This window comes from Kribbella orskensis, assembly GCF_004342085.1.
Lineage (GTDB): Bacteria > Actinomycetota > Actinomycetes > Propionibacteriales > Kribbellaceae > Kribbella > Kribbella orskensis.
The window spans coordinates 126,945-142,930 of the sequence record NZ_SLWM01000013.1 but is presented as its reverse complement, the minus strand read 5'-3'; the positions used below and the strand labels follow the sequence as shown (position 1 = coordinate 142,930).

Sequence of the window (15,986 nt, the reverse complement as noted above, 5' to 3'; positions counted from 1 at the left end):
CTCGGGTGAACAGGTCAGACCGCGAGAGCCTTCGCCTTGAGCGTGTCGAACTCCGACTGCGAGATGGTGCCCTTGTCGAGCATCGCGCTGGCCTGCGCGATCTGGTCGGTGGGACTCGTCTTGGCGGCCACCTGCTTGATGTACTCCTCCTGCTGCTGCTGGGCGGCGAAGTGGCTGGTGGCGGTCCTGCGCGCCATGTCGTTGCCGTGCACGATGACGTAGATGAGGGCGACGAGCAGCGGCACGAAGAGCAGGCCGATGAGCCAGAGCGCCTTCTTCACGCCTGACATATCGGGGTCGCGGAAGAGGTCCGCGATGATCGAGAACAGCATCATCAGGTAGGCGGTGAAGGCGAAGGCGATGATGATGAACCAGACAACATCCCAGAATGACATTGCAACGTCCTCTCTGCGAGCGCTGAACGCGTCGGATCAACACTGGCGCTTCGGACGGCGAACGGCCTCCCCTCTACCGGATGATCTTGGCCGGATTTCAGGCGGTCGCCGGGGTCGCGGGGGATGGGTTGACGTGCCCACGGCGCACGATCAGGCCCATCGCCACGAAGACGAGACCCCAGCACAGCGCGATCAGGCCGAGCCAGACCGCGATCCCGACGGTGCCGCGGCCGGGGTTGGCGACGAAGAAGATGCCCAGCAGGAGCGAGAGCGCGGCACCGAGCAGGAGGAGCCAACGAGGGGTGAGCCGGTAGCTGCTGAAGGCGGCGAAGACCTCGAACACCGCGCGGATGATCAGATAGATGCCGAAGATCAAGGTCAGGGTGTTGGCCGCCACCGAGGGGCTGAAGATCGCGAAGAGCCCCACGATGATCGCGATGACACCCATCACCGCCAGACCGAGCCGGCTTCCCTGCGTCTCCGACCGGAACGCCTCGATCAGCGAACTGATGCCGTCTATCAGGGCCCAGAATCCGAACAGCACCATCAGTGCTATCGCGGTCTCGAGCGGCCAGATGATCGCCAGCAGCCCGAAGACGATCCCGATCACCCCGCGAACCACCAGCATTTTCCAACTCTCGGCGAACAACTCGCGATCCATGGCACGACCTCCCAGGCCTCCACGCAACAAGACGCACGTCACCCCTCATAGTTCTCCGATTCGGTGCCGCAGACAACGGGCAGACCCATTTCCCTCGAGGCCGGCAGTCTCGTTGCTCTGGGCAAGATCACCGCAGCGAGGCCGCCAGGCCGTCGAGGATCAGGTCGAGCCCGAGTTCGAACTCGTCGCCGAAGTCGTAGCCCGGCTGGAGGTAGTACTTCGTCGACATCTCGGTCAGGTGCGGGTACTCACCGGCGGCGATCTGGTCCATGATCGGACCGGCGACCTCGGCCCCTGACTCCGGATCCTGGAAGGGCAGAGCGGCCTCCTGCAGCGCGAACCCGTAGGTGTAGCTGTCGATCAGGGCGTAGGCGTGGGCGGTCATCGCGAGTGAGAAGCCTCCGTGGAGAAGCGTGCCGAGAACCGCGTCGTGGTGTCTCAGCGTTGCCGGCCCGGGCGTGGTGCGGGTCTCGAGCAACCCGATCGCCCAGGGATGCTTCCTCAGCACCTCGCGGGCCGAAACCGCCCGCCGGTGGATCTCGGCGCGCCACTCGCCGCCTACCGACGGTAGGTCGATGTCGGTGAAGACGAGGTCGACGATGCCGTCGAGGATCTCTTCCTTGGTCGCGACGTAGTAGTAGACCGACATGGGCTTCGCGCCGAGGGCCTCGGCGAGTGAACGCATCGTCAGCGACGCGATGCCGCCCCTGTCGGCGACTTCGATGGCGGCACGCAGTACCCGCTCGCGGCTCAGGCGAGGACGACGGCCGGCTGGTTCTGGCATGTGACTCCTGACCCCTGGTGGTTTCGTACTTAGTACTATACCTTGGCCGTACTAAGTACGAAATCCGGCGCCCGGCTGCGGCCAGCGCGTCCTCTGGAGGGGATCCCGATGACCAACGACACCGTTCCACCGCCGACGCAGCCGACGACTCCCGTCACGCCACCCGCGGCTGGCAGCCGGTCGCTTCGCGGAGCAGCCATCACAGCGGGCGTGGGGATCCTGGTGATGGCCGCGCTGGCGCCGTTCGGCGTCTTCTTCGCCACTGGCGGACTAGTCACACAGGGGGATGCGGCGCTGACAGCCGCCGACATCACGGCGTCCGAGGGCTTGTTCAGGGCCGGTATCGCCAGCCTGTTCCTGGTGATCGCACTCGACGTGGTGATCGCCTGCGCGCTCTACCGGGTGTTCAGCCCGGTGAACAAGGGCGTCTCGTTGCTGGCGATGGCATTCAGGCTGGTCTACTCAGGCATCTATCTGGTTGCTGTCGGCCACCTTCTCGCAGTACTCCGGCTACTCGACGGTGAGGCTGGTCCCTCGGCGTTCAGCCCGGATCAGGTGCACGCGCAGGTTCTCTCGGAGATCAACGCCTTCAACGACGTCTGGGCCTTGGCGCTGGGATTGTTCGGTCTTCACCTGTTGACCGTCGGCTACCTGGCCTTCCGATCCGGGTATGCCCCCAGAGTCCTGGGCGTCCTGCTCGCCATCGCCGGTCTCGGCTACGTCATCGACACCTTCGGGGCCATCGCGGTCCAGGACTCATGGACCGACGTCTCCTCCTTCACCTTCCTCGGCGAACTCCTGCTGGCGTTATGGCTGGTGATCCGCGGCCGGTGGGTGAGCGTTCGGTCAACTTGAAGGCTGCTTGCGGAAGACGAGTAGCTCGGTCCTGCCGCCGCTCAGGGGTTCGAAGTGCTGGCCGAGGAGCGTCAGGCCCCGGTCGGCGAGCAGGTCGATGGTCCAGGCGCGGGGCGTCACCATGTAGATGGCGGCGTTCTCGCTGACCCAGGTCCGCGTCGCCTGTTCGTCCATGCAGTCCTCGGTGATGATGTCGAAGGCGACGATTCCGCCGGGGCGGACGACTCTCGCCATCTCCTCGAGATAACCGACGGTCGTCACGAAGGGCACGTAGGTGAACAGTTTGTGGGAATGCACCAGGTCGATGGTCTCCGAGCCGGTGGCCGCCAGCGTGTGCCCGTCGGCCGGCCGCGTGACCAGATTCGGCAGCGACTGGAGGTAGCGGATCCAGTCGGGCGCGGTCTCGTAGATCTCGTAGGCGTCAGGATGCAGCGCGGCGATGACAGGCTCGGCGTACCGTCCCGATCCGGGACCGATCTCGCAGATCCGGCTGACCTGATCACCGAAGTCGCACAGCCGCAGCATGGCCTCCACCGCCACTGCGGTCGACCCGGGCTCGGCGCTGTAGCGATCGATGTACTCGCCGAGCGGAAGTCCGGCCCGGTTGGCGCCTGCGATCGTCCGCCGCGCCGACAGGAACGGCTGGATCGCCGGGTCCGTGCTCCTGCCGTGGGTCACCTGCACCCCGAGTGGTCGCAGTGCTCGGTTGACTCCATTGCGTGCATGTGTCGCCAACGACATCTCATCGCCCCCGCAAGCCCCTCGTGCGATCTGCAGGCAGCAGATCGTCGGACGCGCAAGCCCCCTCGCGCGTACCGCAACCCACAGTACGGCGCAGGCGAGGCGTCTGGCGATGTAGTCGCTGTCTGGCACCGGCTGTTCGCAATCGGTTCAGCACAAGGGCAAAATTTGTTGCTCTCGGCAAGCAGCGTGATACCGGCTGTGGGCGCACGATGATCGGACAAGTCGGTTGCGGGAGGGCGGAGGCTTCCATAGACCAGGCGGATGCGGACAGTGTTCGGGGCTGTGGCTGAGCGGTATCTGCTGTTCGTGCAGGCTGAGGGCGTCGTGATGGGGGAGGACGGGCGGTGCGCCCGGTTCGCGGCGGGTGACCTCGGGATCACCGATCTGTCACGGCGGCTGAGGTGTGCCTACAGCGAGCGTCGTGCGGTGATGCCTTCGTATCCGAAGGCCCTGAGTCCGCTCCGGGAAGACGAGGACGGCGCGGAACACACGGCCGACCTGCTCGAACTACACGTCGAGCAAGGCGGCTCGGTGGTGACCGGTACCGCGGACGAATACTCCGATCTCGACCTGGTCCTGGTGTCGCCGACGGACGCCGATCACCAGGCGATACTCGCCGAGGCGCCGGAGTTCGCCGCGAAGGTGGGGCTTCGAGGCCGTGGACGCGCTGGCCACGATGCGCGGCTCGGCGCTGGCGCCGTTGGTGATCAGCGACAAGGTGGCCAAGCCCTCGGGCGTCCGACGGATCGAGCAGATCGCGCCCGAGCGCGTCCCGGCGCTGCGCGAGACCGTGGCCATGCCGGACCGCGCCGACTGCCTCCGGCGTTGTGGGCAACGGTCCGGCTGTACCAGGAGCTGCGCGGCGACGTCGAGCGGCGTACTGATGCCGAGGTGACAGCTCTCGCCTACTTACGCGAGTTCTCGTAGTCGAACACTTCGCGCGGCGCTGCTCGTCAGCAGGCTCGACCTGGCCGTCTGGTGAGCCGCCCGGGGGTGAGCGACGTCCAGAGGGGTGGGTGACGTACAGGGATGGCGTCATGTGACGGGCGCGAGGGTGGTACCGGCGTTCCTACGGTGGCCGTACCACCGAGGGAACAAGGAGGAACTGCTGGCCCGCGGCGCGGAGGTCAGCGAGATCTGGCACGACGCCGATGGCGTCTTCCACCACTCCGGCGAGGCGAACCGCGTTTCCGGCCTGCACTCCGAGCGTGCCAGCTACGGTTCTTTCGCGTCCTTCAGCGACCCGGACGGCAACGGCTGGACCATTCACGAAGTCGTCTCCCGGTCGCTGACCGGACGAGGATGAGCACTGAGACAAGCGGGAGCGAGGAGTCGGGTATGGAGTCGGGTACGGACAGCGAGTACGACGTCATCGTGCTGGGTGCCGGTGCGGTCGGGGAGAACGTCGCCGACCGTGCCGTCCAGGGCGGGCTGACAGTCGTCATCGTGGAGGGCGAACTCGTCGGCGGTGAGTGCTCCTACTGGGCGTGTATGCCGTCCAAGGCCCTGCTCCGCTCCGCTCAGGTACTCCGCGCCGCGCGGGCTGTCCCCGGCGCCGCCGAGGCGGTGACCGGTGAGCTCGACGTCCAGGCCGTACTCGCTCGGCGCAACTCGTTCACCAGCAACTGGAAGGACGACGGTCAGGTCGAGTGGCTCGACAGCGCCGGTATCTCGCTGGTCCGCGGCCACGGCCGGATCACCGCCGCGAAGGAGGTCACCGTCACCGCAGCAGACGGGAGCGCGACCGTGCTCACTGCACGCCACGCGGTCGTCGTCTCGACCGGTTCCGACGCGTTCGTCCCGGACATCCCAGGCCTGCGGGAGGCCGGCCCGTGGACGAGCCGGGACGCGACGAGCACCCAGTCGGTGCCTGCCAGCCTCGCGATCATCGGCGGTGGTGTCGTCGCCGTCGAGATGGCGACCGCGTTCGCCGGTTTCGGTACGGCGGTCACGGTGATCTCGCGGAGCGGGTTGCTCACGACCCTGGAGCCCTTCGCCGGTGAACGGGTGGCCGAGGCGCTCCGGGAGCAGCGTGCCACAGTCCTGCTGGACACCAAGACGAACCAGGTCACCCGCACCCCGGACGGTGTCGTCCTCGAACTCGTCAACGGAACCAGGGTCGAGGCCGAACAGGTGCTGGTCGCGACCGGCCGTACGCCGCGAACCGGTGACGTCGGCCTCGAAGCGATCGGACTCGAGCCCGGCTCCTGGCTGGAGACCGACGACACCATGCTCGTCCGCGGCTTCGACTGGCTGTACGCGACCGGCGACGTCAACAACCGCGCGCTGCTCACCCACCAGGGTAACAACCAGGCACGCGCCGCCGGTGACGTCATCGCTGCCCGCGCGAAGGGTGCGCCTGTCTCGGATGCTCCGTGGGGCACGCACGTGGCGACCGCCGACCACCAGGCCGTTCCGCAGGTCACCTTCGCCGAGCCAGAGATCGCGTCGGTCGGCCTCACCTCGGCGGCCGCGCGCGAGGCCGGCTACGACATCCGCGTCGTCGACTACGAGATCGGCCAGGTCTCGGGCGCGAAGGTCCGCGCCGACGGCTACCGCGGTACTGCGCGAATGGTGGTCGACGAGCGGCGCAAGGTCATCCTCGGCGTTACCTTCGTCGGTCCCGACGTCAGCGAGTTGCTCCAGGCCGCCACCTTCGCCGTCGTCGCCGAGATCCCGCTCGACCGCCTCTGGCACGCCGTACCGGCCTATCCCACGGTCAACGAGATCTGGCTCCGCCTCCTCGAGACCTACGGCCGCCCGGCCTGACGCCGGTGGTATCGGTAGCGAGTTGGGGTCTTTCGGCACCTATGTAGATGACCACGGCCTCTGCCTGGGAGACGGCTGACGAGGACACGTTGGGAGGTAGCCCACCCTCGCAGCGGAAGGAACAATCGTGGCCCCGACGACCCAACGGCCGGATTTCGCCGCAACCACCTGGGAGCGACCTGCCGGCGGGGCGGCAAGGGCTTCCGTCCGACCCGTGATCCACGTCGGCATCGATGGATCCTGGCGTGCCGCGGGCGCGCTCGAGTGGGCGCTGCAGGAGTCCCTGCTGCGGAACGAACCGCTCCGCGCCGTGCACATCATCGAGCAGACGCACCACACCCGGTACTACGAGCCGGCCGAGATCGCGCAGACGGAACTGGACCTGGTCGAGGACGTCCGGCAGCGGATGCGGGACAGCGGGGACGACCTCGACCACCGCGCCGATCTGGTGGCTGGTTCACCGGCGGTGACTCTGACCCGGCTGGCCTCGGGGAGCCGGATGCTCGTGATCGGACGTCGTGGCACCGGGACCTTCAAGAGGCTGCTGCTCGGATCCACCTCGGAGGCGGCCGCGAACCTCGGCGACGCGCCGGTGGTCGTGGTCCCGGCCGGCTGGCCGGCTGCGCCGAGCCGCAGCCCGGTGATCGTCGCTCTGGACGACTCGGGCGAGAACGACCCCGCGATCGAGTTCGCGGTGGAGGCTGCCGTCGAACGCAGCGTGCCGCTGCGGCTCGTGCACGTCTGGGACATGCCCGCCGTCTACGGCTGGGACCCCGCCATTGACGCCACCCAGGGAGATGACTGGGCGGAGGCTGTGCAGGGGCACTTCGAGCCGCTCGTCGATCGATGGCGCCGCAAGTACCCCGAGCTCGACATCCACCTCGACGTCCGGCGTGCTCACCCGGTGGACGGTGTGCTGGAAGCGGCTCAGGGGGTTCAGGCCCAGCTCGTCGTACTCGGCGGACGTCATCGTCCCCGGTTGTCCATCCTGGTACTCGGCTCGGTCGCCCGGGGAGTGCTGCAGCATGCGGTCTGTCCGGTCGCGGTTGTCCACCGTCCGGAGTCGCAGGAGCAGACCTTGTGACGCGCACGCGGGTCGGGTCGGGAGCGGTGGTCGTCGAGGTCGACGGATCCGCTGAAGGACTGCGAGTGCTCGACTACGCGTGCACGGAGGCGATCCGGGGTGGCGCGGAGTTGGTGCTGGTGGCATCGCGTCCGGTCCACGATCCGCACCTCCCGGCGGACTCGGCACGGCAACCTTGGCCGCCGGCGGAGCGGACCGCGGAGTTCCTTCGAATCGCCGTGGCCCACGTACGCCGGCAGGTCGGCCGTGCCCTGAAGCCGGCGGTCGTCTGCAGAGAGGGGACGCGGGTGGAGGTGCTGTCCGAGGCGGCCCGCGATGCCCGCCTGCTGGTGGTCAGACGCCCCCGGGATCGTGGATCGGAGCGCCTGCTCATTGCCAAGGGCAACCTTCTCCTCGCCCGGCGGAGCACTTGCCCAGTGGTCGTCGTACCAGGCTCGTGGAAGCTGGCCCCCGCCGTACGGGACGTCGCTGTCGGGATCGACGGTACGTCGCTGTCCTCGGCCGCGGTCGAGTACGCCTTCTGGGCGGCGGCCGACCGCGGCGGCAACCTGGTTGCGGTTCATGCTGCTCCACGGCACTCGTCCCCGAGCGGAGCCCGGGCGCGACGGGCGGAGTTCGACGCCGCCGTACTCGATCGGTCGACGGACTATCCCCAGGTGCAGGTGACCCGCTATCTCACCGGCCGGCCGGTGGTGGCGGCCTTGGTCCACAAGGCTCAGGAAGTCGGTCTGCTGGTGGTGGGCGCTCACGCGGGGACGCCGTCGGCCGACGACCCGGTCGCACGCCGGGTGCTCGCGGTGGCGGACTGCCCGGTCGCGATCGTGCGACTCCGATGACGGTCACCAGGGGCCGAGTGGGGGTCGCTTGCGGACTGGCGGTGGGTGGTGCGGTGTTCACCCGGCTGTACCGGCCGTGGCATCTGCGGTGGGGATCCACGGACTCCGAGGTCGACGCCACGCTGCCGGGGGACGAGATCGTGGACGCGCCCACCTTCGCGGCGACGCGAGCGGTGTCGATCGACGCACCACCAGCCGATGTGTGGCCGTGGATCGTCCAGCTCGGCTTCAACCGGGCCGGCTGGTACAGCTACGACCTGCTCGACACCGTGGGCCGCAACGGTCCGGTGAAGCTCGTGTCGTCGTTGCACCATCTCCGTCTCGGCGACCTGGTGCCCCTCGGGCCCGGTGGGGGAGGCCTGTACGTGACGGGTCTCGTCCCGGGCCGCTGGTTGCTGTGGGGCCGACAAGCACGGCTACACGACCTGGCTATGGGCCATCGAGCCCGTGGGCATGTCCTCCAGCAGACTGCTGACAAGGGTGCGCAGCCACTACCGCTGGACCCACCCGGAGATCCTGTTCAGCCTGCTCCTCGCGGAGCCCTTCGACTTCCCGATGATGCGCAAATGCCTCCTCGGCATCAAACACCGCGCCGAGTCACCCCACCCCCCCAACCGGCTGATTCGCGTTCGTCCGGGCGTCCATGGGGGGTCTGCGCAGTAGGCGTCGGTCCCGACTGGACAGGGCTTTCGGCACCTTCGCTGGTGACCACAGGCCCTGCTGCCAGGGGGCTGCCGGGCAGCAGTATTCGAGGCGTCCTAGCGAATCTGAAGGAGCGACCATGACCCTCACCCCCAACCGCCACGGCAGCCCGGTCTCCACCGGGACCTCGGCAGCCACCGGCACCGCGCCGAACCTCGGCGTCGCCGCCGGCCGCGCGGTCGCAGTACTACGGATCGCGTACGGATTCACCTTCCTGTGGGCCTTCGTCGACAAGGTCTTCGGACTCGGCTTCGCCACCAAGTCCGGCAAGGGCTGGCTCGACGGCGGCAATCCCACCGCCGGATTCCTCAAGGGGGCCGAAGGCCCGTTCGCCGGGTTCTACCACTCACTGGCGGGTGACTTCTGGGTCTCGCCGCTGTTCATGATCGGCCTGGCCGGGATCGGTCTCGCCCTGATCCTCGGTGTCGCGCTGCGGCTCACGGCCGTCGCGGGAACCGTTCTGTACCTGATGATGTGGAGCGCCGCTCTGCCGCCGACGACCAACCCGCTGATCGACGACCACATCATCGGCGCCATCACCCTGGTGACACTCGCCCTGCTCGCCGCCGGCCGCACCTGGGGCCTGGCGGACCGCTGGAACAACCTCGACATCGTCCGCCGCTACCCGTGGCTGCGATAACAGCAGCGACCCACCGACAGCAGTGAGCACCGACAGCGGCCGGACATCCGGCCGCTGTCGTTGGTTTCGACCGAGTTGGTCTCAGGCTCGTGCGGGAAATCAGTGGCGACGGCCCTCGGCCAGCAGGGCCAGGCGGCGGAGGGTCTCGTCGTTGCGTGCGTGCAGGATCGGGTCGGCGACCGCCTCGGGGATGAGGGCGGCCGGGCCGTTGAGGGCCTTCTCCCGCATCACCAGGTGACACTGGCCGGCCCGATCCGTGGCCTCGAACTCCACCTGACCCTCGCCGGTCGGCCAGGCGCGCACCTTCAGCCGAAGCAACCGCAGCGGTTCGTACTCCTGCACGGTCGTCGTGTCGTTGAGCAGCAGCGGCCAGGCGCCGACTGAGTGGTGAATGCTCCGCCCAGCTTCTGGCCACCCCGCATCCACGTCCCGAATCCGCGAGGCGCCGACCACCCACGCCGCATAGCTCCACCCGTCACCCAGTACCGCGAACACGTCCGCCACCGAGGCCCGCACCAAACACTCGTTCTCGCTCATCCCCACCCAGTACCCAATCCCCACGCACCGTCGACGCCCGGCGCCGGCCCCGGATCGGGGTGATCCTGGGCCGGCCGCGAGTCGGCGGTCCGTCAGCCCGTCAGGGCGGCGAACATGCCGGGCTCGTAGGAACCCGCCGGGTTGCGGACGATCACGTTCATCCGGTTGGCGGCGTTGATCAGGGCGATCAGGCCGACCAGTGCGGCGATCTGGTCGTCGTCGTAGTGCTTGCGCACCTGGGCCCAGGTCTCGTCGGACACGCCCTGGTGGGTGTCGGCGAGCCGGGTGGCCTCCTCGGCGAGCGCGAGCGCGGCCCGCTCCGCGTCGGTGAACACGGTGGCCTCGCGCCAGGCGGCGACCATGTTGACCCGGACCGGGGGCTCACCGGCGGCCGCGGCCTCCTTGGTGTGCATGTCGACGCAGAAACCGCAGCCGTTGATCTGGCTGGCGCGCAGACTCACCAGTTCCTGGGTGGCCTTGGGCAGCGTGGATTGAGTGATCACCAGGCTGGCGTTGGCGAACCGCTGGCCGAACTTGGCGGCGATCTCGTTGTCCATCAGGTTGAATCGAGCGCTCATGACGTCGTCCTCACTCGTGGTGTTGTGCAATGGCACTGAACGAACACGAGATGCCGGCGACCCGATCCTTGTGACACCGCGGGCCACGTGACGTGCGCCACCAACAGGTGTCTGTCCCGATGTGTCACAAAACGGCCGCGACCGGTGTCTGATGGGTGCCACAGTCGAGAGTGAAGAGGAGCCACCCCTTGCCGGCACGTCGCAGACCGCGCCCGAGGATCGCGGGGGAAGCATGAGCGAGGACGACCGCCCGGACCCCGCGACCGAGGCATTCCTTGCCCACCGCAGCCTGCTGTTCACCGTCGCCTACGAGATGCTCGGTTCCGCCGTCGACGCGGAGGACGTCCTCCAGGAGACCTGGCTGCGGTGGGCCGGGGTCGATCTCGACACCGTGCAGGCTCAGCGTGCCTACCTGGTCCGGATCACTACCCGCCAGGCGCTGCTCCGGCTGCGAACGCTCGGCCGCCGCAAGGAGTCGTACGTCGGCCCCTGGTTGCCCGAGCCGCTGCTCACCACGCCCGACGTGGCCGAGGACGTCGAGCTGGCCGACAGCGTCTCGATGGCGATGCTGCTCGTGCTGGAGACACTCGCGCCGACCGAGCGGGCGGTGTTCGTTCTGCGCGAGGTGTTCGCGCTGGCCTACGACGAGATCGCGGAAGCCGTCGACAAGAGCCCGGCCGCGGTCCGCCAGATCGCACACCGAGCCCGGGCACACGTAGCGGACCGCCGACCCCGCGGAGCCGTTTCCGCGGCCGAGACCCGAGAAGCCCTCGCGGCGTTCCAGTGGGCGGTCGAAACGGGTGACCTGCAACGCCTGTTCGACATCCTCGCGCCGGATGTCGTGCTCCTGGGCGATGGTGGCGGACTCGTTCAGGCCGCCGTGTCGCCCATCGTGGGAGCCGACAAGGTGGCCCGGGTGATGGCCGTCGGGCTGCCCCGGTTGGCCGAGGCGTCGCTACAGCTCGCCCAGGTCAACGGCCACCCCGCGCTGATCCTCCGGCTCAACGGCGAGATCGACACGGTCACAGCCCTACGCATCGACGACGGCCTGATCACTGGGCTCTATGCCGTGCGCAATCCCGAGAAGCTGTCGCACATGGAGAAGGAGACCTCCCTGCGCCGCTGAGCGCGTCCTGTCAGTTGTCCCTCGCGTTCTCGGACACGTCCTCAGCAAGCGGCTCCGATACTGCGAGGGCGGCGGTCGGGTCTCGGTCCGCGGGAGCCGCTGGCGTCCAGGTGTTGTCGACCAGGCGGTACGGGTGCCAGCGACCGATCCGATCCAGGCGGACCTGGCAGACGACGGCGCCCGAGGTCGTCAGCCGATTGTGCTCGGTGGTGATCTCGAGTTCCTCGTCCGCGGCCGCCAGGAGCTCGGTGCGGGCCCTCGCCAGATCGCCTGGATCTGGGTCCCACGTGTGTTCGAGCACGTCGAGCCCCGGCGCTCCGCCGTACGACCACGCCTGTACTCCGCGCGCGAGGTCGACGGTCTTCCCAGTAGCCGAGGCGAGGCGGTCGGCCAGCACGGGATAGTCGGCGGCGAGGCGAACGGCGTCCTGCCACTCCTCGAGCACCCACGGATCAGGAGCACCCGACAGCAACGCACTGAGCTGAGCCCGAGCTCGGCGAGCGGCGTCGAGCACCAGCAGTGGCAGAAGCGCCGACTGCAGCCCAGGCACCGGCTCTGTCCCGCTGACGACCAGATCATCCAGCGCGACCTTCCCCGGAACCACCCGCACCTCAGGCAACGCACCAGGCACCTGCTCGAACACCGCAGCAGCCAACACCCCCCTGCAGCGGGAGCCCGACCCGCTGGCGGTCGACGCCATGCCGCCGACCGAGGCTGATGCGCCGCCCGCACCAGCGCGGTGCTGGAGGTCCTCGAGCAGAGCGTCACGTGACCGGCCGCGGATCAGCAGCAGGACAAACGGGTCTTCGTCCAGGAGCCAGCCAGTTTGGTAGCTGAGGCCGGCTGCGTGTTGGCAGGGGAGTTCCCAGCTGTCGCAGGTGCACGAAGGATCGAGGTCGCCGATGCCCGGCAGCAACGGCACTCCGGCATCGGCGGCCGCCTCCACCAGGTCATGCGGCATCTCGCCGTCGAGAAGCGCCGCGATATGACCGGCCCGGGCGGCGACCTGGTCGAGGAACAGCCGCCAGTCGTCGTCGCTCAGCTGATCGACGAGAACCACCGCGTCGTGCGTGTCGTCCGGCGAGTAGACCGTCGCGGCGATCCGCCCGGGGCTGATGGTGATGGTGCCGACCTGCCCCGAGTTCGCGGTACGGCGGCCCTTCCGCAGCTGGTCGGAGTCGAGCGAGGTGTCTTCCAGCGCCTGCACCCACGCGCGTCCCCACCACGACTTCCCGCGCGTACTGCGGCGCCCGGCCGACGCGGGGAACGCCGGGAACCCGCGGGCCTCCTCGCCACTCATCGGGCACCTCGCAGCTCGACCAGATCGGCCAGTTCGCTGTCGGTGAGTTCGGTGAGGGCTGGCTCGCCCGCGGTGAGGACCGCGTCAGCGAGTTCGCGTTTGCTGCTGAGCATCGCGGCGATCCGGTCCTCGATGGTGCCCTCGGCAATCAATCGGTGCACCTGCACCGGCCGGGTCTGGCCGATCCGGTACGCCCGGTCCGTCGCCTGGTCCTCGACGGCCGGGTTCCACCAGCGGTCGTAGTGCACTACGTGGTCCGCGCGGGTCAGGTTGAGCCCGGTCCCGGCCGCCTTCAGCGACAGCAGGAACACCGGAACCTCCCCGGCCTGGAACCGCTCGACCATCTCCTCCCGCTTGCGGACCGGTGTCCCGCCGTGCAGCAACTGGGTGCCGATGCCGCGGTCGGCGAGATGCCGCTCGAGCAGCCGCGCCATCGCGACGTACTGCGTGAAGACGAGCACCGCCCCGTCCTCGGCGACGATCGTGGCGAGCAGTTCGTCGAGGAGTTCGAGCTTGCCGGATCGCCCGGCGAGGCGCGCGCCGTCGGGCTCCTTGAGGTACTGCACCGGGTGGTTGCAGATCTGCTTCAGCCCGGTCAGCAGTTTCACGATCAGCCCTCGGCGCGCCATCTGGTCGCTGGCCGCCACGGCGTCGAGCAGTTCCCTGACGGTCGCCTCGTAGAGCACGGCCTGCTCCCGGGTGAGTGACACCGCCTGGTCCGTCTCCGTCTTGGGCGGAAGCTCCGGCGCGATGCCCGGGTCGGACTTCTTGCGACGCAGCAGGAACGGCCGGACCAGCTTCGCGAGCCGCTCGGCGAGCTCCTCGTCCTTGTCCGCCTCGATCGGCGTGGCCCAGCGGCTGCGGAACGTCCCGAGCCGCCCGAGCAGCCCCGGCGTCGTCCAGTCGAGGATCGCCCAGAGCTCGGACAGGTTGTTCTCGACGGGTGTGCCGGTCAACGCGACCCGCGCGTGCGCCGGCACCGCGCGAAGCGCCTTCGCCGTGCCGGACGTCGGGTTCTTCACGTGCTGCGCCTCATCGGCGACCAGCAGCGCCCAACGGTGTTCGGCGAGCCTGGCCGCGTCCCTCCGCAGAGTCCCGTACGTCGTCAGGACGAACCCGGTATCGGCCCCTTCGAGGGAGCGCCCGGAACCGTGGAACCGGCGCACCGCAGTACCGGGCGCGAACCGCTGGACCTCGCGCTCCCAGTTCCCCAGTAGGGAAGCCGGACAGACGACCAAGGTCGGTCCGGACGTCTGGACAGACTGTTGGCGATGAAGGTGTAACGAGATGAGCGTGATCGTCTTGCCGAGACCCATGTCGTCGGCGAGGCAACCGCCGAGGCCGAGCGAGGTCATCCGAACCAGCCACTGGAGACCGCGCAACTGGTAGTCGCGCAGGGTGCCCTGCAAGGCGGCAGGCGCTTCGACCAGCTCGTCCGAACGGTCCGGGTCCGCGATCTTCGCGCGGAGATCGTCGAGCCAGCGGGTCGGCGTGACCGTGATCTGCCGGCCGTCGAGCTCGGCCGTGCCGGTGAGCGCGGCACTCAGGGCGTCGATCGCCGTCACCGGTTTGAGTACCCGCTCGCGGGCCTTGCGGGCCAGCTCGGGATCGATCAGCATCCACTGGTCCCGCAGCCGAACCACCGGTCTGGTCGCCTCGGCCAGCTTGTCCATCTCGGCCTCGGTCAGCGGGTCATTGCCCAGGGCAACCTGCCAGCTGAAGTCCAGGGTCGCGCCACCGCCGAAGAACCTGGGCATGTCCGAAGGCGGTCCTTCGGCGGAGGTGATCGCGGCTCGCGCGGTCAATTCGCGGCCGAGGCTGCGCGGCCAGTGCAGGTCGACTCCGGCAGCAGTCAACCGCTGCGCGCCGGTCACCAGCAGCCCGGCAACCTCCTCGTCGGAAAGCTCCATTCCGTCCGGTACTGCGGAATCGAGCAGGCGGGCCAGCGGCGACCAGACCCGGGCGGCTCGACGGATCGCCAGAGTCGCGTCGATCCGGGCCCTCGGACCGAAGCCGCTGACATCCTCCGCCCAGACCTCGGCGGCATCTCGCACCAGGGTCGGGTCGTTCAGGCTGTGCAACTGCACGACAACGCGGAACCCGAGTGACTCGGCCACCTCGAACGACTCGACGCGCAGCGAGATCCGTACGCCGGTGTCGAGCCCGGCTGAGACCTCGTCGGCCCACGACCGCAACCGCGAAGCCTGCTGAGGTGCCTTCGCCGTGAAGAGAGGTGTCCCATGAGCCTTGGCAGCCGCCGGCGACCGAGGCATCCCATCAGCCACCGCATCCAGAAACCCCCGCACCAACTCCTCACCCACCGGCAACCACACGCTGTCGGTCGAGGTTGCCGAGCCGTTGCCCGGGCTGGCCGACCCACCGCCCGACGCTCCCACGCCATTGGTTGGTGGGTGGGGGAGAGGTAGGGCTCGGGCTTCTGGGGGGATTGATTCGGCGAGGGTGAGGATTCGCTCGATGTCCGGGGTGTCCAGCGGGCCGACTCGCCAGGCGTCGTGGCCGGCGGGGGAGACGCCGGGAAGCAGCCGGCCGCGGGCCACCAACTGGAGGGCTATCAGGGAGGCTGCGCCCCAGAAGGCCGCGGCGGGGTGGGACTGCGGGGCTGTCCGGGCCCGGCCGAGGATCGGGACAGCTTCATCGACGGGCAGCTCGATCATCCGGACCGACTGGAGATCCACGCCGTCGGGGCCGTTGACGACCAGGTCGCGGGATGTCTGCTCGCCGACCCCGAGTGGTAGCTCACCCCCAGCTGGATCCCAGAAGGCCATCCGGCCATCCCGCGGAGGATCCGCTGGAACGAACACCGCTGCCAGACCGGCCAGCGCCCCCGTGTGCACCGTCGCTACCAACTCCACACCCCTCCGTGAATCCACCTTGGTTTTACGAGCCCGAGACCGGCTCGAACGACTCCGAGACCTGAACCACCGACCCTGGACTCGCACGAGCGGCCCCGCGAA

The 15,986-nt window shown here is 68.8% G+C and carries 16 protein-coding genes; 8 read left to right on the top strand and 8 right to left on the bottom strand.

From position 1 onward, the window contains the following. Positions 1-14: 14 nt before the first annotated feature. The 3 genes from EV644_RS29025 to EV644_RS29015 form a co-directional block, all read right to left on the bottom strand. Entirely contained in the window at positions 15-395 is a 381-nt protein-coding gene (locus EV644_RS29025) for an SHOCT domain-containing protein (protein ID WP_132192139.1), read from the bottom strand. Between the two features lie 97 nt (positions 396-492). Then, the gene (locus tag EV644_RS29020; RefSeq protein WP_132192138.1) at positions 493-1,056 is read right to left on the bottom strand and encodes an HdeD family acid-resistance protein; all 564 of its coding nucleotides are present in this window, start codon (positions 1,054-1,056) and stop codon (positions 493-495) included. Positions 1,057-1,183: 127 nt separating this feature from the next. Then, on the bottom strand, positions 1,184-1,840 hold the full coding sequence (locus tag EV644_RS29015) for a TetR/AcrR family transcriptional regulator (RefSeq protein ID WP_132192137.1): 657 nt from the start codon (positions 1,838-1,840) through the stop codon (positions 1,184-1,186). 108 nt (positions 1,841-1,948) lie between these two features. Between EV644_RS29015 and EV644_RS29010 the strand changes: the two genes are divergently transcribed. Beyond that, positions 1,949-2,695: a DUF4386 domain-containing protein gene (locus EV644_RS29010; RefSeq protein WP_132192136.1), complete on the top strand. Its 747-nt coding sequence runs from the start codon at positions 1,949-1,951 to the stop codon at positions 2,693-2,695. Here EV644_RS29010 and EV644_RS29005 read toward each other — a convergent pair. Then, positions 2,687-3,373: a methyltransferase domain-containing protein gene (locus tag EV644_RS29005; RefSeq protein ID WP_241998943.1), complete on the bottom strand. Its 687-nt coding sequence runs from the start codon at positions 3,371-3,373 to the stop codon at positions 2,687-2,689. The two genes, EV644_RS29010 and EV644_RS29005, sit on opposite strands and share 9 nt — an antisense overlap. 327 nt (positions 3,374-3,700) lie before the next feature. Between EV644_RS29005 and EV644_RS29000 the strand changes: the two genes are divergently transcribed. The 6 genes from EV644_RS29000 (at position 3,701) to EV644_RS28975 (ending at position 9,470) form a co-directional block, all read left to right on the top strand. Next, on the top strand, positions 3,701-4,366 hold the full coding sequence (locus EV644_RS29000) for a nucleotidyltransferase domain-containing protein (protein ID WP_132192134.1): 666 nt from the start codon (positions 3,701-3,703) through the stop codon (positions 4,364-4,366). Between the two features lie 112 nt (positions 4,367-4,478). Beyond that, the gene (locus EV644_RS28995; RefSeq protein WP_132192133.1) at positions 4,479-4,745 is read left to right on the top strand and encodes a hypothetical protein; all 267 of its coding nucleotides are present in this window, start codon (positions 4,479-4,481) and stop codon (positions 4,743-4,745) included. Between the two features lie 32 nt (positions 4,746-4,777). Then, positions 4,778-6,208 carry a dihydrolipoyl dehydrogenase family protein gene (locus EV644_RS28990; RefSeq protein WP_132192132.1) on the top strand — a complete coding sequence of 477 codons (1,431 nt, stop codon included), beginning with the start codon at positions 4,778-4,780 and terminating at the stop codon, positions 6,206-6,208. Positions 6,209-6,335: 127 nt separating this feature from the next. Then, positions 6,336-7,292 (top strand): universal stress protein, encoded by a 957-nt coding sequence (locus tag EV644_RS28985; protein ID WP_132192131.1) that lies wholly within the window; start codon positions 6,336-6,338, stop codon positions 7,290-7,292. Further along, positions 7,289-8,128 carry a universal stress protein gene (locus EV644_RS28980; RefSeq protein WP_158292952.1) on the top strand — a complete coding sequence of 280 codons (840 nt, stop codon included), beginning with the start codon at positions 7,289-7,291 and terminating at the stop codon, positions 8,126-8,128. The genes EV644_RS28985 and EV644_RS28980 overlap by 4 nt, the downstream gene beginning before the upstream one ends. 781 nt (positions 8,129-8,909) lie before the next feature. Beyond that, a complete protein-coding gene (locus EV644_RS28975) occupies positions 8,910-9,470 on the top strand; it encodes a hypothetical protein (RefSeq protein ID WP_132192129.1) in 561 nt (186 codons plus the stop codon). A gap of 99 nt (positions 9,471-9,569) precedes the next feature. On the opposite strand, the gene EV644_RS28970 is transcribed toward EV644_RS28975, so the two are convergent. Together EV644_RS28970 and EV644_RS28965 are read right to left on the bottom strand one after the other, a co-directional pair. After that, positions 9,570-10,007: an SRPBCC family protein gene (locus EV644_RS28970; protein ID WP_132192128.1), complete on the bottom strand. Its 438-nt coding sequence runs from the start codon at positions 10,005-10,007 to the stop codon at positions 9,570-9,572. A gap of 92 nt (positions 10,008-10,099) precedes the next feature. Then, complete coding sequence (locus EV644_RS28965; RefSeq protein WP_132192127.1) at positions 10,100-10,585, bottom strand: carboxymuconolactone decarboxylase family protein; 486 nt, start codon at positions 10,583-10,585, stop codon at positions 10,100-10,102. A gap of 232 nt (positions 10,586-10,817) precedes the next feature. Between EV644_RS28965 and EV644_RS28960 the strand changes: the two genes are divergently transcribed. Beyond that, positions 10,818-11,711 carry an RNA polymerase sigma-70 factor gene (locus tag EV644_RS28960; protein WP_199240038.1) on the top strand — a complete coding sequence of 298 codons (894 nt, stop codon included), beginning with the start codon at positions 10,818-10,820 and terminating at the stop codon, positions 11,709-11,711. 10 nt (positions 11,712-11,721) lie between these two features. Here EV644_RS28960 and EV644_RS28955 read toward each other — a convergent pair whose 3' ends face one another. Next, positions 11,722-13,011 carry an SWIM zinc finger family protein gene (locus EV644_RS28955; RefSeq protein WP_132192125.1) on the bottom strand — a complete coding sequence of 430 codons (1,290 nt, stop codon included), beginning with the start codon at positions 13,009-13,011 and terminating at the stop codon, positions 11,722-11,724. Further along, positions 13,008-15,884, bottom strand: coding sequence for an SCO1167/SCO6262 family helicase (locus tag EV644_RS28950; protein ID WP_132192124.1), 2,877 nt, complete (start codon positions 15,882-15,884; stop codon positions 13,008-13,010). The genes EV644_RS28955 and EV644_RS28950 overlap by 4 nt, the downstream gene beginning before the upstream one ends. Positions 15,885-15,986 lie beyond the last annotated feature (102 nt).